This is a genomic window from Vibrio sp. 10N.222.49.C12 (assembly GCF_041475025.1).
In the GTDB taxonomy this organism is placed as follows: domain Bacteria; phylum Pseudomonadota; class Gammaproteobacteria; order Enterobacterales; family Vibrionaceae; genus Vibrio; species Vibrio crassostreae_C.
In genome coordinates this window covers 26,044-43,972 of record NZ_JBFRVF010000034.1, presented here as the reverse complement: position 1 = coordinate 43,972, position 17,929 = coordinate 26,044, and the positions used below count along the sequence as shown (strand labels likewise).

General features: G+C 45.1%; 21 protein-coding genes. All 21 read right to left on the bottom strand.

What is annotated here, in order from left to right; translation table 11 throughout:
- Positions 1-47: 47 nt before the first annotated feature.
- On the bottom strand, positions 48-470 hold the full coding sequence (locus tag AB4583_RS12405) for a F0F1 ATP synthase subunit epsilon (RefSeq protein WP_017069564.1): 423 nt from the start codon (positions 468-470) through the stop codon (positions 48-50).
- Positions 471-488: 18 nt separating this feature from the next.
- Positions 489-1,892 carry a F0F1 ATP synthase subunit beta gene (atpD, locus tag AB4583_RS12400; RefSeq protein ID WP_017071781.1) on the bottom strand — a complete coding sequence of 468 codons (1,404 nt, stop codon included), beginning with the start codon at positions 1,890-1,892 and terminating at the stop codon, positions 489-491.
- 52 nt (positions 1,893-1,944) lie between these two features.
- On the bottom strand, positions 1,945-2,811 hold the full coding sequence (gene atpG, locus AB4583_RS12395; RefSeq protein ID WP_017071782.1) for a F0F1 ATP synthase subunit gamma: 867 nt from the start codon (positions 2,809-2,811) through the stop codon (positions 1,945-1,947).
- Positions 2,812-2,859: 48 nt separating this feature from the next.
- Positions 2,860-4,401 (bottom strand): F0F1 ATP synthase subunit alpha, encoded by a 1,542-nt coding sequence (atpA, locus tag AB4583_RS12390; RefSeq protein WP_372117522.1) that lies wholly within the window; start codon positions 4,399-4,401, stop codon positions 2,860-2,862.
- Positions 4,402-4,414: 13 nt separating this feature from the next.
- Positions 4,415-4,948 carry a F0F1 ATP synthase subunit delta gene (gene atpH / locus AB4583_RS12385; RefSeq protein ID WP_017058795.1) on the bottom strand — a complete coding sequence of 178 codons (534 nt, stop codon included), beginning with the start codon at positions 4,946-4,948 and terminating at the stop codon, positions 4,415-4,417.
- Between the two features lie 15 nt (positions 4,949-4,963).
- Entirely contained in the window at positions 4,964-5,434 is a 471-nt protein-coding gene (atpF, locus tag AB4583_RS12380) for a F0F1 ATP synthase subunit B (RefSeq protein ID WP_032545592.1), read from the bottom strand.
- 59 nt (positions 5,435-5,493) lie between these two features.
- On the bottom strand, positions 5,494-5,751 hold the full coding sequence (gene atpE, locus AB4583_RS12375) for a F0F1 ATP synthase subunit C (protein WP_004411110.1): 258 nt from the start codon (positions 5,749-5,751) through the stop codon (positions 5,494-5,496).
- Positions 5,752-5,799: 48 nt separating this feature from the next.
- Positions 5,800-6,597, bottom strand: coding sequence for a F0F1 ATP synthase subunit A (gene atpB, locus AB4583_RS12370; RefSeq protein ID WP_017058797.1), 798 nt, complete (start codon positions 6,595-6,597; stop codon positions 5,800-5,802).
- A gap of 8 nt (positions 6,598-6,605) precedes the next feature.
- Complete coding sequence (locus AB4583_RS12365) at positions 6,606-6,995, bottom strand: F0F1 ATP synthase subunit I (RefSeq protein WP_017058798.1); 390 nt, start codon at positions 6,993-6,995, stop codon at positions 6,606-6,608.
- Positions 6,996-7,187: 192 nt separating this feature from the next.
- A complete protein-coding gene (locus tag AB4583_RS12360) occupies positions 7,188-8,069 on the bottom strand; it encodes a ParB/RepB/Spo0J family partition protein (RefSeq protein ID WP_372117516.1) in 882 nt (293 codons plus the stop codon).
- Between the two features lie 23 nt (positions 8,070-8,092).
- The gene (locus AB4583_RS12355) at positions 8,093-8,866 is read right to left on the bottom strand and encodes a ParA family protein (RefSeq protein WP_029235097.1); all 774 of its coding nucleotides are present in this window, start codon (positions 8,864-8,866) and stop codon (positions 8,093-8,095) included.
- A gap of 14 nt (positions 8,867-8,880) precedes the next feature.
- Positions 8,881-9,513: a 16S rRNA (guanine(527)-N(7))-methyltransferase RsmG gene (gene rsmG, locus AB4583_RS12350; RefSeq protein ID WP_017058801.1), complete on the bottom strand. Its 633-nt coding sequence runs from the start codon at positions 9,511-9,513 to the stop codon at positions 8,881-8,883.
- Positions 9,513-11,408 (bottom strand): tRNA uridine-5-carboxymethylaminomethyl(34) synthesis enzyme MnmG, encoded by a 1,896-nt coding sequence (gene mnmG / locus AB4583_RS12345; RefSeq protein ID WP_372117513.1) that lies wholly within the window; start codon positions 11,406-11,408, stop codon positions 9,513-9,515. The genes rsmG and mnmG overlap by 1 nt, the downstream gene beginning before the upstream one ends.
- A gap of 482 nt (positions 11,409-11,890) precedes the next feature.
- Complete coding sequence (gene mioC / locus AB4583_RS12340) at positions 11,891-12,325, bottom strand: FMN-binding protein MioC (protein WP_017058804.1); 435 nt, start codon at positions 12,323-12,325, stop codon at positions 11,891-11,893.
- A gap of 50 nt (positions 12,326-12,375) precedes the next feature.
- Positions 12,376-13,737 carry a tRNA uridine-5-carboxymethylaminomethyl(34) synthesis GTPase MnmE gene (mnmE, locus tag AB4583_RS12335; RefSeq protein WP_029235098.1) on the bottom strand — a complete coding sequence of 454 codons (1,362 nt, stop codon included), beginning with the start codon at positions 13,735-13,737 and terminating at the stop codon, positions 12,376-12,378.
- 130 nt (positions 13,738-13,867) lie between these two features.
- Positions 13,868-15,490 carry a membrane protein insertase YidC gene (yidC, locus tag AB4583_RS12330; RefSeq protein ID WP_017069558.1) on the bottom strand — a complete coding sequence of 541 codons (1,623 nt, stop codon included), beginning with the start codon at positions 15,488-15,490 and terminating at the stop codon, positions 13,868-13,870.
- A gap of 2 nt (positions 15,491-15,492) precedes the next feature.
- Complete coding sequence (yidD, locus tag AB4583_RS12325; protein WP_004735802.1) at positions 15,493-15,750, bottom strand: membrane protein insertion efficiency factor YidD; 258 nt, start codon at positions 15,748-15,750, stop codon at positions 15,493-15,495.
- Positions 15,717-16,040 carry a ribonuclease P protein component gene (rnpA, locus tag AB4583_RS12320; RefSeq protein ID WP_017055478.1) on the bottom strand — a complete coding sequence of 108 codons (324 nt, stop codon included), beginning with the start codon at positions 16,038-16,040 and terminating at the stop codon, positions 15,717-15,719. Before rnpA ends, yidD begins: the two co-directional genes overlap by 34 nt.
- 45 nt (positions 16,041-16,085) lie before the next feature.
- On the bottom strand, positions 16,086-16,220 hold the full coding sequence (gene rpmH, locus AB4583_RS12315; RefSeq protein WP_004735800.1) for a 50S ribosomal protein L34: 135 nt from the start codon (positions 16,218-16,220) through the stop codon (positions 16,086-16,088).
- Positions 16,221-16,426: 206 nt separating this feature from the next.
- On the bottom strand, positions 16,427-17,164 hold the full coding sequence (locus AB4583_RS12310) for an amino acid ABC transporter ATP-binding protein (RefSeq protein ID WP_017063027.1): 738 nt from the start codon (positions 17,162-17,164) through the stop codon (positions 16,427-16,429).
- Positions 17,161-17,832 carry an amino acid ABC transporter permease gene (locus tag AB4583_RS12305; protein WP_009848134.1) on the bottom strand — a complete coding sequence of 224 codons (672 nt, stop codon included), beginning with the start codon at positions 17,830-17,832 and terminating at the stop codon, positions 17,161-17,163. The genes AB4583_RS12310 and AB4583_RS12305 overlap by 4 nt, the downstream gene beginning before the upstream one ends.
- Between the last annotated feature and the right edge of the window lie 97 nt (positions 17,833-17,929).

The window sequence follows — 17,929 nt, the reverse complement described above, 5'->3', positions numbered from 1 at the left end:
GCGACCCTTAGGTCGCCTTTATCTCAGAGTCTGTAATCTTAAAAAGATTAACGACGCTGTTTTGTCAGTTCGATAACTCGTAACTGAGCAATGGCTTTAGCCAGTTCACCGGCCGCTTGTGCGAAGTCTATGTCGCCATGCTGATTTTGGATATTCTCCACAGCCTTGCGCTTAGCTTCTTCCGCCTTTGCTGCGTCTAGCTCTTCACCACGGATAGCTGTATCAGCCAGTACAGTTGCTGTACCAGGCTGAACTTCTACCATACCACCAGAAACATAAATGATTTCTTCGTGGCCGTGCTGCTTAACAATACGCACCATGCCAGGCTTGATAGCGGTCAGCAGTGGACAGTGACCATGGAAAATACCAAGTTCACCCTCACTACCGGTCACCTGAAACGTCTCAACAAGACCAGAGAAAAGCTTTTTCTCTGCACTCACTACGTCTAGATGAAAGGTTATTGCTGCCATATCGCCTCCTAGTTAGCCTTATAGCTTCTTAGCATTCTCAATAGCATCGTCGATAGTACCGCAGTACATGAACGCTTGCTCTGGAATGTCATCGTATTCACCAGATAGTAGACCTTGGAAGCCACGTAGAGTCTCTTTAAGAGGTACGTAAATGCCTGGGTCACCTGTAAATACTTCCGCTACGTGGTAAGGCTGAGTAAGAAACTTCTCAATCTTACGAGCACGAGATACTACTTGCTTATCTTCTTCAGATAGCTCGTCCATACCTAGGATAGCAATGATATCTTTCAGCTCTTTATAGCGCTGAAGTGTAGACTGAACGCCACGAGCTGTGTCGTAGTGCTCTTGTCCAACAACCAATGGATCCAGTTGGCGAGAAGTAGAATCTAGCGGGTCGATCGCTGGGTATAGACCCATTGCTGCGATGTTACGGTTAAGTACAACCGTTGCATCCAAGTGCGCGAACGTTGTTGCTGGAGACGGGTCAGTCAAGTCATCCGCTGGTACGTATACCGCCTGTACAGACGTGATAGAACCCGCTTTCGTTGACGTGATACGCTCTTGTAGAACACCCATTTCTTCAGCAAGTGTAGGTTGGTAACCTACCGCAGAAGGCATACGACCTAGAAGTGCTGATACCTCAGTACCTGCAAGCGTGTAACGGTAAATGTTATCAATGAACAGTAGTACGTCACGACCTTCGTCACGGAAGCGTTCTGCCATTGTTAGACCAGTCAGTGCAACACGTAGACGGTTACCTGGTGGCTCGTTCATCTGACCGTAAACCATTGCTACTTTTGATTCTTCAGGTTTTTCGATGTTTACAACACCCGCTTCCTGCATCTCAAAGTAGAAATCGTTACCTTCACGAGTACGCTCACCAACACCTGCAAATACAGATAGACCCGAGTGTTGAAGTGCGATGTTGTTGATAAGTTCCATCATGTTGACGGTCTTACCTACACCAGCACCACCGAATAGACCGATTTTACCACCCTTAGCGAATGGACAAACCAAGTCAATTACTTTAACACCCGTCTCTAGAAGAGCTGTCTCGTTAGACTGCTCTTCGTAGCTTGGCGCTTCACGGTGAATTGCGTAGTGCTGTTCAGCACCGATTTCACCACACTCATCAATCGCGTCACCAAGAACGTTCATGATACGACCTAAGGTCTTAGTACCCACTGGTACTGAGATTGGAGCGCCAGTATTTTCAACTGTCAAACCACGACGTAAACCATCAGAGCTACCCATTACGATTGCGCGAACTACGCCACCGCCAAGTTGTTGCTGAACTTCAAGAACTAGACGTTCTTGTACTTCATTAACATTCAGAGCATCGTATACACGAGGTACTTCGCCCTGTGGGAACTCTACGTCGACTACCGCACCGATGATCTGTACGATCTTACCTGTAGCCATCGTTAATCCTCTAACTAATTAGTTTTACCTAAGCTTTAAACCGAATAAGCGATTAAACCGCTGCCGCGCCTGAAACGATTTCAGAAAGTTCTTGTGTAATAGCCGCTTGACGCGCCTTGTTGTACACAAGTTCTAAATCTTCGATTAGGTCACTAGCGTTATCTGTTGCAGCTTTCATTGCAATCATTCGAGCCGCTTGCTCACTAGCAAGGTTCTCAACTACACCTTGGTACACTTGAGATTCGACGTAACGAACCAATAGTGCATCTAGTAGTAGTTTTGGCTCAGGCTCATAAATGTAGTCCCAAGCATGATCACGCTGCATGTCTTCGCTATCCGATTTAGGCAAAGGAAGTAATTGATCGATCGTTGGTTCTTGTACCATAGTGTTTTCAAACTTGTTGAACACTACGTACAGGCGATCCAATTCACCTTCATCATATTTCTTCAGCATTACGCTTACAGAGCCGATTAAGTCTTCAAGGCTTGGGCTATCGCCTAGGCCAGAAACTTGAGCTGCTACTTTCGCGCCGCTGTTGTTGAAAAATGCTGTTGCTTTTGAACCTACAATTGCAAGCTCAACATCAGCACCTTTACCAGACCACTCTTGCATGTCATTCATGGCTTTCTTAAACAAGTTAATGTTCAAACCACCACAAAGACCACGGTCTGTAGAAACGATGATGTAACCAACACGTTTGGCTTCACGCTCCTCAAGATAAGGATGCTTATACTCAAGGCTGCCGTTAGCCAAATGACCGATCACTTTACGCATTGTTTCTGCATATGGACGAGTAGCTTCCATAGCGTCTTGAGAACGACGCATTTTTGAAGCTGCTACCATTTCCATTGCTTTCGTAATCTTCTGTGTGCTTTTAACACTACCGATTTTATTACGTATCTCTTTTGCGCCGGCCATCGTTACTCTCCGTTAATGGTATGAGGTGACCCTAAGGTCACCCACCAATTACCAGGTCTGGGTTGCTTTGAAATCGTCAACAAGCTTCTTCAGCTCAGCTTCGATATCATTGTTGTAAGCACCCGTTGTGTCGATCTGTGTCGCTAGATCTGCATATTGACTACGAGCAAACGACAGTAAAGCTGCTTCAAAATCTAGAACTTTAGAAAGCTCTACATCTTGAAGGTATCCACGCTCTGCAGCGAAGACGACAACAGATTGGTCAAATACAGACATAGGAGCGTATTGCTTCTGCTTCATCAGTTCTGTAACTTTTTGACCGTGGTCTAGCTGCTTCTTAGTCGCTTCATCAAGATCCGAAGAGAACTGAGCAAATGCTGCAAGTTCACGGTATTGAGCTAGAGCAGTACGGATACCGCCAGATAGCTTCTTGATGATTTTAGTCTGCGCCGAACCACCTACACGAGAAACTGAGATACCAGGGTCAACAGCTGGACGTACGCCCGCGTTGAATAGCTCAGTTTGTAGGAAGATCTGACCATCGGTAATCGAGATTACGTTCGTCGGTACGAATGCAGATACGTCACCAGCTTGCGTTTCGATGATAGGAAGAGCAGTTAAAGAACCCGTCTTGCCTTTCACTTCGCCTTTAGTGAATTCTTCTACGTAGTGTTCGCTTACACGAGCAGCACGCTCTAGTAGACGAGAGTGAAGGTAGAAAACATCACCAGGGAACGCTTCACGACCTGGTGGACGCTTAAGCAGTAGTGAGATCTGACGGTAAGCGACAGCTTGCTTAGATAGATCATCATAAACAATCAGTGCATCTTCACCGCGATCACGGAAGTATTCACCCATCGCACAACCAGCATACGGTGCAAGGTATTGCAGCGCTGCAGATTCAGAAGCCGATGCAACAACAACAACAGTGTTTGCTAGTGCGCCGTGCTCTTCTAGTTTGCGAACTACGTTAGCGATAGTCGACGCTTTTTGGCCGATTGCAACGTAGATAGAGAAAATACCAGAATTTTTTTGGTTAATAATCGCATCGATCGCCATCGCTGTTTTACCAGTCTGACGGTCACCGATAATAAGTTCACGCTGACCACGACCGATAGGGATCATTGAGTCAACTGACTTATAACCAGTTTGAACAGGTTGATCTACCGATTTACGGTCGATTACACCTGGTGCGATAATTTCTACAGGCGAAGTCAATTTCGCATCAATAGAACCTTTACCATCAATTGGCTCACCTAGCGTGTTTACCACACGACCAAGCATTTCAGGACCTACTGGTACTTCGAGAATACGACCCGTACCTGTAACTTTCATGCCTTCCTGTAGGTCAGCATATGGGCCCATTACAACAGCACCAACCGAATCACGGTTCAAGTTAAGTGCTAGCGCGTAACGGCCACCCGGTAGTTCAATCATTTCACCTTGCATCACGTCCGCTAGGCCGTGAATGCTAAGGATGCCATCGCTTACCGAAACGATAGTACCTTCATTGCGAGCTTCACTAACAACGTCGAAAGATTCAATACGTTGTTTAATTAGATCGCTAATTTCAGTGGAATTAAGTTGCATGCTCCAATCCCCATTAAGACTGCAATGCATCGCTCAGGCGGTCTAAACGACTGCGCGCTGAGTTATCGATGACTAGGTCTCCGGCTCGAATAATAACTCCACTAAGTAGAGTCTCATCTATACTGCAATTCAGCTGAACTTTGCGCGCTAAGCGCTGTTCCAATTTGCTGCTGATCTCTGCGCGTTGTTCTTTAGAAAGTTCAACCGCTGAAGTGACTTCAACGTCGATCTCTTTCTCGTGCTCTTGTTTGAGCAATAAGAACTCTTTGCAAACATCAGGAAAAGCCATTAAGCGGCCATTCTCTGCCATTACTTTTATCAAGTTCTGGCCGAATTCATCAAATTGTTCGCCACAAATTACAATGAATACTTCAGCTAATTTTTCAGCAGTTTGAGAGCTGCTTAAGAAATTGTGAACATCATCATTTTGTGCCACTTCGGCAGCAAAAGTAAGCATCTGACCCCATTGGTCTAGCTCACCTTTCTCTACCGCAAAGTCAAACGCTGCTTTAGCATAGGGGCGTGCGATTGTAGTCAAATCAGACATATACAGCCCCTTGCTTTAAAGTTTTGCAGTAATGTTGTTAAGAAGATCATCGTGTACATCTTTATCGATTGTACGCTCAAGGATTTTCTCAGCACCAGCAATTGCCAGAGTTGCGACTTGTTTGCGCAGGTCATCACGGGCACGTGTGCGCTCAGCTTCAATTTCGGCTTCCGCTTGCGCTAAGATTTTCTGGCGTTCTGCCTGAGCCTCTTCGCGAGCTTCATCAATAATTTGAGCCTTGCGTTTATTTGCCTGTTCAATAACCTCAGTTGCGGTGCGCTTCGCTTCTTTCAATTGGTCAGAAGCGTTGGCTTGTGCTAGATCCAAGTTTTTAGCAGCGCGTTCAGCGGCTACTAGACCGTCAGCAATTTTTTTCTGACGCTCTTCAATTGCTTGCATGATTGGTGGCCATACATATTTCATGCAGAACCAAACAAACATAGAAAAAGCAATTGCTTGACCTAACAGAGTTGCGTTCATATTCACAACAGCTACCCCTCGTTAAGAATCAACTACAAAAATTTAATTAACTAATTAACAGTTAATTAGCCTGCTAGTTGACCAACAAATGGGTTAGCAAACGTGAATAGTAGTGCGATTACGATACCGATCATTGGAACAGCATCCAGTAGACCAGCGATGATGAACATCTTAACTTGTAGCATTGGAGCCATTTCAGGTTGACGCGCAGCGCCTTCTAGGAATTTACCACCAAGAATAGCAAAACCAATTGCAGTACCTACGGCACAAAGACCAACAATAATAGCAACAGCGATTGCTGAAAAACTTAGTACAGTTTCCATTTACGTTCTCCGATTAACATTAATAGTTAGAATAAAACTTAAAAATTTTTAGTGATCGCCATCTTCATGGGCCATTGATAAATAAACAATTGTTAACATCATGAAAACAAATGCTTGAATCAAAATAACCAAGATATGGAAGATAGCCCAAGGTAGAGAGCCTACCCATTGTAAATACCACGGTAGCATTGCCGCACAAAGAATGAATACAACCTCACCTGCGAACATGTTACCGAATAGACGCATACCAAGTGATAGAGGCTTCGCGAGTAGCGATACCACTTCAATCAGTAGGTTAAACGGGATCATGATTGGGTGATTAAATGGATGTAAAGCAAGTTCTTTGGCGAATCCACCTAAGCCTTTTACTTTGATGCTGTAGTAGATCATCAGAGCAAAAACACCTAAGGCCATTGACATGGTTATATTAACATCAGCTGAAGGAACCACTTTCAAATAAGGGATACCTAGCCAATGCTCCGCAGGATATGGTAAGAAATCGATAGGCACTAAGTCCATCAAGTTCATTAAAATAATCCAGCAGAATATAGTCAGTGCTAATGGAGCAATCAGAGGGTTGCGGCCATGGAAAGTGTCTTTAACGTTGCCATCAACGAATTCAACTACCATTTCAACAAAACACTGAAGCTTACCAGGTACACCTACTGTTGCTTTCTTAGCGACTGAGCGAAAAACCCAAAGGAATAACATCCCTGTCAACACCGAAAAAAACAGACTGTCTATATGTACGTTCCAGAAACTTGTCTCCTCTACAAGACCAAACTTAGCTAAAGAAAGGTTTTGTAAGTGGTGCTCAATGTATCCGGATGCTGTTGGCGCAGCCATAACTCATCCTATTTTTTATTGTTAATGAAAAGCACTGGCGCAAAGATATTAATACCTAGAACCAGTAAATAGGTCAGTTTGAGGGGAACTAATTCCACCTGCATATACATGTAGACAATAGAGAATAGTAGAACTGTGATAAGGATTTTTAGCGCTTCGCCTGCATAGAACGACGCCGCAACTAACTTAGTTGCGCGAGCTCCACTAAATAGGAAAGCACACACACAAAAAACTGCATTTGCGATGACAAAAATACCGCCACCGATTAATGCAGCAAAACCCCAATCAGGATTAACAGCTAAACCTAACCCTATCGCCACTAATATAACCGCGCTAAGCTCGATCAATAACATTTGCTTTGCAAGCACTCGTCCTGGTCTTGCTAACGCCGCTACCATGTATTCGTTCCTCTTTTAAGCCTTCTTTACTACTCGCTTAAAAGCGTGCTGAGAAATTGGCGAAAATTATACGTTCAGCCAAATTGATTGCAATAACAATGCAGCAATCATTTACATTTTTGTATACAAACCTACAACTTTTGTACGAAATTACTTGTTTATTACATAATTGACCTAAATCAATTATCTCATTTAGTACTCTAGTTTAGCAATAAGTTGCTCTAATTTGTGAGGCTCATCAAGAGTAATTGTCACTTTTGACTTACCGCTAACAGAACGAGTAACTGAAACGTTTGCTTGCAATTTTTCCGTGAGTCTTCGTGAAAGTTCGATAGCTTCTGTGTCTTCAGGCTTCGATTCACCTTCAACGTCTGGTTTTAAGCACTTTTTGACAAGTTGCTCAGTTTGACGCACGGTCATTTTTTTGGTTGCCGCAGTGTTTGCTGCTTCAACCTGGGTATCACCTTCAAGCGCAAGCAGTGCTCGAGCATGCCCCATTTCCAGTTGTTTATTGGAAACTAAACCTTTTACTTCATTTTCGAGCTGATTTAGACGTAATAAGTTACTCACCGTAGCTCTCGATTTACCGATTACATCAGCGACTTGTTGGTGTGTCAGCTCAAATTCGTTCTGTAGTCGCTCTAGCGCTTGTGCTTCTTCGATAACATTCAGATCTTCACGCTGAATATTCTCAATCAACGCCATCGCGATAGCGGCTTTGTCTTCGACTCTCTTGACCAAACATGGCACTTGTTTAAGGCCAGCTTGACGAGCCGCTCTCCAACGACGTTCACCAGCAATAATCTCGAACTGGTCGTGCGCCAATGGGCGAACTACGATCGGTTGGATAATGCCTTGAGATTGAATTGATGCTGCCAGCTCTTCTAGCGCTTCAGGCGTAATATCCTTACGCGGTTGATATACACCAGGCTTCAAGCAACCAACAGCCAGTTCAATAAGCTCACCATCAGCCGACAACGCCTGACTATGAGAAGCAACTTGCTGTTTTTCACGAGCCAATGAGCTAGTTGCAAGCAATGCATCTAGCCCTTTTCCTAAACCACGCTTAGACATTGAGCGAATTCCTTTGGTTGGGCCTATACTGGGACTTCTTCACGACGCAACATTTCGCCAGCAAGAGCAAGGTAAGCCTTAGCTCCTGCGGAATATTTGTCGTAGTACATTGCTGGCTTGCCGTGACTCGGGGCTTCTGCCAGACGCACATTTCTAGGGATCACAGTTCGGTAGACTTTGCTACCAAAGTGTTTTTTGAGTTGATCAGATACTTCGTTCGATAAGCGGTTGCGAGGATCGTACATAGTACGCAGAAGACCTTCGATCTTCAGGTTCTCGTTTACAACAGCCGCTAGCTTACTGATGGTATCCATCAATGCAGTCAAACCTTCCAAAGCAAAGTATTCACATTGCATAGGAACCAATACGGAGTCGGCCGCAGCCATCGCGTTGATTGTAAGAAGGTTTAATGAGGGCGGACAATCAATAAAGATGAAATCATAGTTATTGCGAATGGGTTCGAGTGCATTTTTTAAACGAACTTCACGAGCAAACACTTCCATCAGCTTGATTTCTGCCGCAGTAACATCACCGTTCGCGGCGATGAGGTCATAATTGCCAGATGTACTCCGGCAAACCACCTCATCAAATGGGGTGTCTTCAACCAACAAATCGTAAGCTGTTGCTTCAACTTGATACTTGTCGACACCGCTCGCCATAGTGGCATTACCTTGAGGATCGAGGTCAACAACCAATATCTTGCGTTTTGTTGCCGCCATTGATGCTGCTAAATTAATGCAAGTTGTTGTTTTCCCTACGCCACCCTTCTGGTTGGCAATTGCTACGATTCTACCCACTATGGCCTCGCTGATTATCCCTGACGCGATAAAGTAACTAGATGACGCTCTCCATCAAGCTCTGGCACTTGCAAAGCTTTAATGTCTGTCACTGAACACCATTCAGGTAACAGGTCGATTTCGTCTCTAGGATGTTGTCCCTTAAGAGCCAAAAATACACCGGATTGCTCTTTAGGTAAATGGTGACACCACTCTACCATGTCTGTCATTGACGCAAATGCACGACTGAGCACTGCATCAAACTTTTCTTCTGGTTGAAATTCTTCAACGCGACTTTGAACCGGTACCACGTTGTCGATACCCAGCTCATGAATCACCTGTTTGATAAAACGAATACGCTTACCTAGGCTGTCTAGCAAGTAAAACTCGCAGTCTGGATTCATGATTGAGAGCGGAATCCCAGGAAGACCAGGTCCCGTACCCACATCGATAAAGCGCTTACCTTGTAAGTGAGTGCTAACAATGATGCTATCTAAGATATGTTTCACCATCATTTCTTGTGGGTCACGAACTGATGTTAGGTTATAAGCTTTGTTCCACTTGTTCAGTAACTCAACGTAGCCAACCAACTGGCCACGTTGTTTTTCAGATACTTCAAGTTCAGTCTGGCCAATAAGGTGATCCAGTTTTTCGCGTAATGCGCTCATTATGCTTCCTCACCTTTTTTCAACAGGCCGTGTTTTTTCAAGTAAACCAACAGAATTGAGATTGCTGCAGGTGTGATACCTGAAATTCGCGAAGCAATACCAATTGAGTCAGGCTTAGCTGTCGTTAGTTTAAGAACCACTTCGTTAGAAAGTCCTTTTACCTTGCTGTAATCGATATCAGCAGGCAGTTTGGTGTTTTCATGACGCAGTGATTTTTCAATTTCGTCTTGTTGACGCTGAATGTAACCATCGTACTTCACTTGGATCTCAACTTGCTCAGACGCTTGTTGATCTTCCAGTGCAGGACCAAAACGATCCAATGCGGTTAACTGTGAATAAGTCATTTCAGGGCGACGAAGAAGATCTTCACCGCTCGCTTCACGAGACATTGGTGTTTTCAGAATTTGGTTCAGTTGATCAATATCTTCAGATTTTGGATTAATCCAAGTCTCTTTCAGACGTTGACGCTCCTTCTCCATGTTTTCCATCTTCTCGTTGAAACGAGCCCAACGAGCGTCATCAACAAGGCCAAGTTCACGCGACTTTTCAGTCAAGCGGATATCGGCGTTGTCTTCACGAAGCAGCAGACGGTATTCCGCGCGAGACGTAAACATGCGGTAAGGTTCTTTGGTACCCATGGTAGATAGGTCGTCGATAAGCACGCCCATGTAAGCTTGGTCACGACGTGGACTCCAGCCTTCTTTGCCTTGAGTAAACAAACTTGCATTCAGACCGGCCATCAAGCCTTGTGCAGCCGCTTCTTCATAGCCAGTGGTACCGTTGATTTGACCCGCAAAGAATAGACCTTTGATAAACTTAGTTTCGTAAGTCAGCTTAAGGTCGCGAGGATCAAAGAAATCGTACTCAATCGCATAGCCAGGGCGAACGATATGAGCATTTTCAAAGCCCTTCATCGAACGAACAATTTGAACCTGTACATCAAACGGCAGACTGGTAGAGATACCATTCGGGTATAGCTCGTGAGTCGTTAGACCTTCTGGCTCAATAAAAATTTGGTGACTGTTCTTGTCAGCAAAACGCATTACTTTGTCTTCAATCGAAGGGCAGTAACGAGGGCCAATGCCTTCAATCACACCCGCGTACATAGGGCTGCGATCAAGGTTGGCACGAATTACGTCATGCGTATTTTCATTGGTATGCGTGATGTAACATGGAATTTGACGAGGTTGTTGAGCTCGGCTGCCCATGAACGAGAAAACAGGCGTCGGGTTATCACCGTGCTGAACCTCAAGATCAGAAAAATCAACGCTACGCGCATCGATACGAGGAGGAGTACCTGTTTTCAGGCGATCAACTCGGAATGGAAGATCACGAAGACGGTCAGCCAGTGCGATCGATGGTGGATCACCAGCACGGCCACCTGAAGAACTTTCCATACCAATATGGATCTTGCCGCCTAGGAATGTGCCCACAGTCAGAACCACAGCGCTTGCGCGGAACTTAAGGCCCATCTGCGTTACCACACCTACCACTTGATCCTGTTCAACGATCAAGTCATCAACCGACTGTTGGAACAAAGTCAGGTTTGGCGTGTTTTCAAGAACGTTACGAACAAAGGCTTTGTACAGTGCGCGGTCAGCTTGTGCACGAGTAGCACGAACCGCAGGGCCTTTTGATGCGTTCAATGTTCTGAACTGAATACCTGCATGATCAATAGCTTGCGCCATTAATCCACCCATTGCATCGACCTCTTTTACCAAGTGGCCCTTACCGATCCCGCCAATGGCTGGGTTACAAGACATTTGTCCTAGTGTATCGATATTATGAGTAAGTAATAACGTACTTTGACCAGTACGTGCAGATGCGAGTGCGGCTTCCGTTCCTGCATGGCCACCACCAACAACGATGACGTCAAATTTTTCGTGATAAAGCATGAACCGACCTCAGGTATTCAAACGTTTTCTAGATTGATAAAAAGGAGCGATATTCTACCTGTTTTCATAGCCTGAGAAAACGTTTTTGGGATTTTTCGAAAAAGCTGTTTTTAATTAATATAGATAAGATCTTTAAGGAGATCTTTTATTAGATCTATTATTAGGATCGAGGGTATCTGTGGATAAGTCGGAAATGATCAACGAGATCATGGATCTTTTTTGGATCAAATGATGTGATCTAACTTTGATCAGGATGAGGATTAGCTGGGATCAAAATGGCTACTTATTCACAGGAGGAAATTAGCCTAAAACTTGTTATTTGGATAACTATAGGTTAATCACCGTATATGTATGATCTTATCCACAGCAGAAATTGAAAATAGATCGCTAATTTTCGATGTTTTTGAAAAAAAGTTATTCACAATCACGATGTTCAGAGACAAAAAAAGCGGCATAAGCCGCTTTTTGAGAGAGGAGAGAGGTTAAAACTGGTCGCTATGATCGTTGAACCAAGCTTCTGCTGCGTCTTCTGGTACCGGAGTTTCCAATACATCGATGGTAAAACAGTCAGAAATAGGCTGAGCACCGAGCTCTTTCATCTGGCTGTGGACTGATTTTCCCGCCAAACAGAAGGTATCGTAACTCGAATCACCAAGCGCCACGACAGCAAAGCGAACCGGGCTTAAATCTGGAGATTGCTGGGTCAATGCGTCGATAAACGGCTTAATATTATCTGGAAATTCACCCGCACCATGAGTTGAAGTCACCAGCAACCAAAAGCCTTGTTGGGGAATATCATCGAATTCAGGCTGATTATGAAGGGTGATCTCGTGGCCTTGCTCTTCAAGAAGATCATTAAGGTGATCGCCAACGTACTCTGCACCACCTAAGGTGCTGCCTGTAATAATGTGGATCATTAAGCTGTCCTTACTAAAGAAAAAGGCCAGCATGAGCCGGCCTTTAAAGGTTATTTACCAATACAGAAAGAGGTGAAGATACGGCCGAGTAGGTCATCGGAACTGAATTCACCAGTAATCTCGTTAAGGTGTTGCTGCGTTATACGCAGTTCTTCTGCCAAGATTTCCCCTGCCATATAGCCTTCGAGCTGTTGCTGGCCAATATCTAGATGCTCAGATGCGCGTTCTAGGGCATCTAAGTGGCGACGACGTGCCATGAAGCCACCTTCATTGCCACCAGCAAAGCCCATGCAATCTTTTAAGTGATTACGTAGTGCATCAACGCCTTGTCCCGTCTTTGCTGATAGTCGAATCAGAGTTGGATCATTAACATGGCAAATCCCGAGATCTTCACCGGTTTGATCGGCTTTGTTACGAATCACGGTCATTCCGATGTTATTCGGCAGACGATCAACGAAATCTGGCCAGATATCTTTCGGGTCGGTTGCATCGGTAGTGGTGCCATCGACCATAAATAAAACGCGATCGGCTTGAGCAATTTCTTCCCAAGCGCGTTCAATACCGATTTTTTCGACTTCATCCGAGGCTTCACGCAGGCCTGCGGTATCAATAATGTGCAGTGGCATACCATCAATATGGATATGTTCACGAAGTACATCACGGGTTGTACCTGCAATATCAGTCACAATCGCGGAGTCTTTACCCGATAATGCATTCAGTAAGCTCGACTTACCGGCATTAGGACGACCTGCAATCACCACCTTCATACCTTCACGCATGATGGCACCTTGATTGGCTTCTTGGCGAACCGCTTCGAGGTTGTCGATGATAGCTTGTAAGTCAGCACTTACTTTACCGTCAGCAAGGAAATCAATCTCTTCTTCTGGGAAGTCGATAGCGGCTTCAACATAGATGCGTAAGTGAATCAGAGAGTCCACCAGCGTATTAATGCGTTTCGAGAACTCACCTTGCAACGATTGCAGAGCTGATTTCGCCGCTTCTTCTGAACTGGCATCAATGAGGTCAGCAATCGCTTCTGCTTGGGTTAAATCCATCTTGTCGTTCAAGAAGGCACGCTCCGAGAACTCACCTGGGCGTGCTGCGCGTAGCCCTGGAATAGCGAGGATGCGCTTGATGAGCATATCCATTACCACAGGACCACCGTGGCCTTGCAGCTCTAAAACGTCTTCACCGGTAAACGAGTGCGGGTTAGGAAAGTAAAGCGCGATGCCTTGGTCTAGCTCTAAACCATCGTGAGATTTAAAAGGGGTGTACTCAGCGTAACGTGGTTTCAGTACTTTGCCGGTAACTTCAAGCGCAACTTGGGCTGCTTGTGGGCCTGAAACGCGAATAATACCGACGCCGCCACGGCCGGGTGCAGTCGCTTGAGCAACAATCGTATCTGTAGTCATAGTTGTGCCTGCTAGCATGTGAAAGCCAAAAAGGGGCGCTCACGATTAATCAATTAGCTGAATTGTAATCAGCTAAAAACAAAAAGGCGACCTTTTGGTCGCCTTTCTTTGTCTCTTTCTATTATCGAACTTACTTAGAATGTAAGCCTTTCTTTTCCAGCGCGCGGTAGATAAGCGTTTGCTGAATCAGAGTTACGATGTTCGATACTAGCCAGTATAGAACCAGACCTGAAGGGAAGAACAGGAAGAAGAATGTGAACATAACCGGCATAAAGGTCATGATCTTCTGCTGCATTGGATCCGTTACAGTTGTCGGGCTCATCTTCTGGATTAGGAACATTGAAGCACCCATCAGAAGTGGCAAGATGTAGTATGGGTCTTGTGCTGAAAGGTCAGTAATCCAACCGAAGAACGGTGAGTGACGCAGTTCAACAGACTCCATTAGTGCCCAGTATAGCGAAATGAAGATAGGCATTTGCAGAAGGATAGGTAAACAGCCACCTAGTGGGTTTACTTTCTCTTTCTTGTAAAGCTCCATCATTTCTTGGCTCATGCGTTGACGGTCGTCGCCGATACGCTCACGCATTGCAGTCAGCTTAGGCTGAAGCATACGCATTTTCGCCATAGACGTGTACTGAGCTTTCGTTAGTGGGTACATAGCACCACGAACGATGAAAGTTAGACAGATGATTGCCAGACCCCAGTTCACAACGATGCCTTGAATGAACGAAAGCAGAGTATGAAGTGGTTTAGCAATGAACCATAACCAACCGTAGTCAACTACTAGGTCTAGGTTAGGTGCAGTTTCAGCCATTTGGTCTTGAAGTTTAGGACCAACCCAAAGCGTTGCTTTGAAGCTCGCTTCGTCGCCATTAGCGATAGTCTTGTTCGGCATACGAACACCGATGTCGCCTAGGTTACCGATTACACGAGTGTAAAGGTTGCTGCCTGCTTCGTCGCGTGGGATCCAAGCACTTGCAAAGTAGTGCTGAATCATCGCTGCCCAACCTTGACCGTTTGCTAGGTTAAGAGACAGGTTGCGATCTTGCATGTCGTCGAAGCTGTATTTTTTGTAACGCGTATCTTCCGTAGAGTAAGCACCACCACGGTAAGTTGGCATTGTTAGGCTACCGCCGTCATCCATTACGTTCTGACGCAGGTGAGCGTACATGCCGAATGTCGCGTTGTTACCAGAGTTGTTGACTACATCGTATTCAACATCCATTGCGTAGCTGCCACGCTTAAGGATGAATGTTTTCGTGTAATCAAGGCCGTTCGCTTGGTAAGTCATCGGGATGCGTAGTTCATCCTGACCATCAGCAAGCGTGAAGCTGTCTGCTGAAACTGTGTAGCTTGGGCGGTTTGTGCTGCTTAAATCGATACCTTGAGGACCCACTAGACCGCTTTGTGCGATAAATTGGTGACCTGGTTCGTTTTTAAGAAGAACAAACGTATCTTCAGAATCGAACTCAGCAGAGTAATCGTTTAGGTTTGCTTTAACGACATCACCACCAACCGTATCAATTGACAGAGTCAGTACATCAGTTGTTACTGTGATAGTTTTAGCAGAAGAAGCAACTTGACCAGGAGCCGGGTCTAGATCATCTGCATAAGATGGCGCTGGTAGGGTGCTGCCAGATTGTGCCTGCTCAACCGCTTGTGGTGCTGGATTCTGAGCTACGTTCCATTGTTGGAACAGTAGGAAAGAAACCAAAGCCAATGCGATTAACAGGATATTACGTTGAGAATCCATCGTTATTTATCTCTGTCTTGTTTTTGGACTGGTGGAACGGGGTCAAAGCCCCCTTCGTTCAAAGGATGGCATTTTAATAGACGTTTGCCTGATAACCAACACCCTTTTACAAAACCGTGAGCTTTCAATGCTTCTATCGCATATAAAGAGCAGGTTGGAGTAAATCGGCAGCGTGGGCCGATGAGTGGACTAATAAACCATCTATAAAAATAGATGGGTATTAGCGCTATCCACGCGAAGGGCGAGACAGGCGAAGCCATAATTTGTCGAGTAGCTTGAACATTTCTTCATTGCTTAAATCTTGCGCGCTCTTCTTAGCGATTACAACAAAATCTTTGTTAGGAAGTTTGTGTTGAGTGTTACGAAAGCTTTCACGAGTAAGACGCTTGAATCGGTTACGACCCACGGCGGTTTTAATCTGCTTTTTCGGAACGGCTAATCCAAGACGAGGATTTGAAAGAGAGTTATTTCGGGCAATGATGGTGAAATGAGGGGAGCCAGCTCGATGAGCTTGCTTGAAGACATTTTGATAATGTTCGGGAGTTAACAAGCGTAACTCCCGACCGAAGGCTAGCTTATTCAAAATAATCAAAGATTACTTAGAAAGACGCTTACGGCCTTTTGCACGACGTGCATTGATTGTTGCGCGACCGTTCTTAGTAGCCATGCGAGCACGGAAACCGTGAGTACGCTTACGCTTTAGAACTGTAGGTTGAAAAGTGCGTTTCATTGTAATTACCTTACTGATCAGTAGTTTTAGGTTTTTGTTAAACCCGGCGTGGGCATTTTTTCTCTTCTTTATATAAGAAAGGAAAACCGACGCCTCTCAACAAAGAGGCGGAATTGTAATCACTGTCACAAAAAGTGTCAATGATTGGGTTAACTAAAATTCCGGTCGGGGGATTATACGTAGAATAACTAAAATCACAAGGATCCTTAGTCGATCCCAACCTTATTTAAGAATTTTTTTAATTTAGGATCCTGTGGATTACCAAAAATATCCTGTGGAGATCCCTGCTCGATAATATGACCGTCAGCCATGAAGATCACTCGGTCTGCGACCTCTCTCGCGAACTGCATTTCATGGGTAACCACCAGCATGGTTTGATGCTGATTTGCCAGCTTTTTCATTAGGTTAAGCACTTCGCCAACCCACTCAGGATCGAGCGCTGAAGTCGGCTCATCAAACAGTAAAAGCTCGGGTTGTAGTGCCATTGCACGGCCAATACCCACCCGTTGTTGCTGGCCACCAGAGAGCGCGGCTGGGTAGCTATCACCTTTGTCACCTAAGCCAATATCATCAAGTATTTGTTGTGCTTTTTCATGGGCTTGCTGTTTTTTCCAACCACGAACGGTAATTAAACCTTCAGCAATATTCTGTCTCGCGGTTTGGTGAGCGAACAGTGCATAGTTTTGGAACACAAAACCGGTCTTACGACGCAGTGCAAGCACCTCTGCCTTAGTGTGTTTCTGAGTATCAACCTTGATATCATCAATCGAAATCGTGCCTTGATCGGCTTGCTCTAGAAAATTCACACAACGCAGTAGGGTAGATTTACCCGTACCACTTGAACCTATGATGACAATTATCTCACCTTGTTTGATTTCTAGGTCGATCCCTTTCAAAACTTCGGTGTCACCAAACTGCTTGTGGATACTTTGTAATTTGATCATCGTACATACGCCTTATTCAGTTTCACTTCGGCCCAAATTTGAATACGAGTGAGGATAACCACCACGCCCCAGTAAATCAGTGCGACTGCTAAGAAAGCCTCGAAGAAGCGGAAACTTGAAGAAGCCTCCATCTGAGCTTTAGCCATGATTTCGGCGACACCTAGGGTGAAGGCAAGTGAAGTCGACTTGATCATATCGATGAAGTAGTTCATCAACGACGGCAGTGCCACGCGAGTTGCTTGCGGTAAGATCACTCGGCGCATCGCTTGGCTGGTTGTCATACCGACCGAAAGGCTGGCTTCCATCTGGCTGCGATCAATACCGATAATCGCGGCACGAATACTTTCTGCCATATACGCGGCAAAGTGCAGGGTTAAGCCAATCACAGCGGCGCTGAAGGCATCCAACCCAACCATCCACGGGAAGACTTGTGGTAAGCCGTAATAAAGGAGGAACAGCTGCACCAACAGTGGTGTGCCTCGGAAGAAGCTAATGTACAGCTGGCTCAGTTGGTCGAGCACTGGGATTTTGAATACACGAATATTCGCCAGTATCAGAGACAGGATCAGAGCAAAGAACAAGCCCCAGGTCGCCATCTCCATCGTGGTGCCTAAATACTTCAGTAGTATTGGCAACAGCTCTAGCATGTAATTAAAGTCAAATCCCATAATCTATCTCGTATTTTTATTGGCAGTGTTGTTCTATATGTAAGTACTGTTGTATCAGGTTTTTTAATCAGTGCACAAAAGCAAAAAGCCCACCGCT

Excerpts from the sequence above, each read along its gene's own strand:
- AB4583_RS12405 (WP_017069564.1), bottom strand. The coding sequence starts at position 470 with ATGGCAGCAATAACCTTTCATCTAGACGTAGTGAGTGCAGAGAAAAAG.
- atpD (WP_017071781.1), bottom strand. The coding sequence starts at position 1,892 with ATGGCTACAGGTAAGATCGTACAGATCATCGGTGCGGTAGTCGACGTA.
- atpG (WP_017071782.1), bottom strand. The coding sequence starts at position 2,811 with ATGGCCGGCGCAAAAGAGATACGTAATAAAATCGGTAGTGTTAAAAGC.
- atpA (WP_372117522.1), bottom strand. The coding sequence starts at position 4,401 with ATGCAACTTAATTCCACTGAAATTAGCGATCTAATTAAACAACGTATT.
- atpH (WP_017058795.1), bottom strand. The coding sequence starts at position 4,948 with ATGTCTGATTTGACTACAATCGCACGCCCCTATGCTAAAGCAGCGTTT.
- atpE (WP_004411110.1), bottom strand. The coding sequence starts at position 5,751 with ATGGAAACTGTACTAAGTTTTTCAGCAATCGCTGTTGCTATTATTGTT.
- atpB (WP_017058797.1), bottom strand. The coding sequence starts at position 6,597 with ATGGCTGCGCCAACAGCATCCGGATACATTGAGCACCACTTACAAAAC.
- AB4583_RS12365 (WP_017058798.1), bottom strand. The coding sequence starts at position 6,995 with ATGGTAGCGGCGTTAGCAAGACCAGGACGAGTGCTTGCAAAGCAAATG.
- AB4583_RS12360 (WP_372117516.1), bottom strand. The coding sequence starts at position 8,069 with ATGTCTAAGCGTGGTTTAGGAAAAGGGCTAGATGCATTGCTTGCAACT.
- rsmG (WP_017058801.1), bottom strand. The coding sequence starts at position 9,513 with ATGAGCGCATTACGCGAAAAACTGGATCACCTTATTGGCCAGACTGAA.
- mnmG (WP_372117513.1), bottom strand. The coding sequence starts at position 11,408 with ATGCTTTATCACGAAAAATTTGACGTCATCGTTGTTGGTGGTGGCCAT.
- mioC (WP_017058804.1), bottom strand. The coding sequence starts at position 12,325 with ATGATCCACATTATTACAGGCAGCACCTTAGGTGGTGCAGAGTACGTT.
- mnmE (WP_029235098.1), bottom strand. The coding sequence starts at position 13,737 with ATGACTACAGATACGATTGTTGCTCAAGCGACTGCACCCGGCCGTGGC.
- yidC (WP_017069558.1), bottom strand. The coding sequence starts at position 15,490 with ATGGATTCTCAACGTAATATCCTGTTAATCGCATTGGCTTTGGTTTCT.
- yidD (WP_004735802.1), bottom strand. The coding sequence starts at position 15,750 with ATGGCTTCGCCTGTCTCGCCCTTCGCGTGGATAGCGCTAATACCCATC.
- rpmH (WP_004735800.1), bottom strand. The coding sequence starts at position 16,220 with ATGAAACGCACTTTTCAACCTACAGTTCTAAAGCGTAAGCGTACTCAC.
- AB4583_RS12310 (WP_017063027.1), bottom strand. The coding sequence starts at position 17,164 with ATGATCAAATTACAAAGTATCCACAAGCAGTTTGGTGACACCGAAGTT.
- AB4583_RS12305 (WP_009848134.1), bottom strand. The coding sequence starts at position 17,832 with ATGGGATTTGACTTTAATTACATGCTAGAGCTGTTGCCAATACTACTG.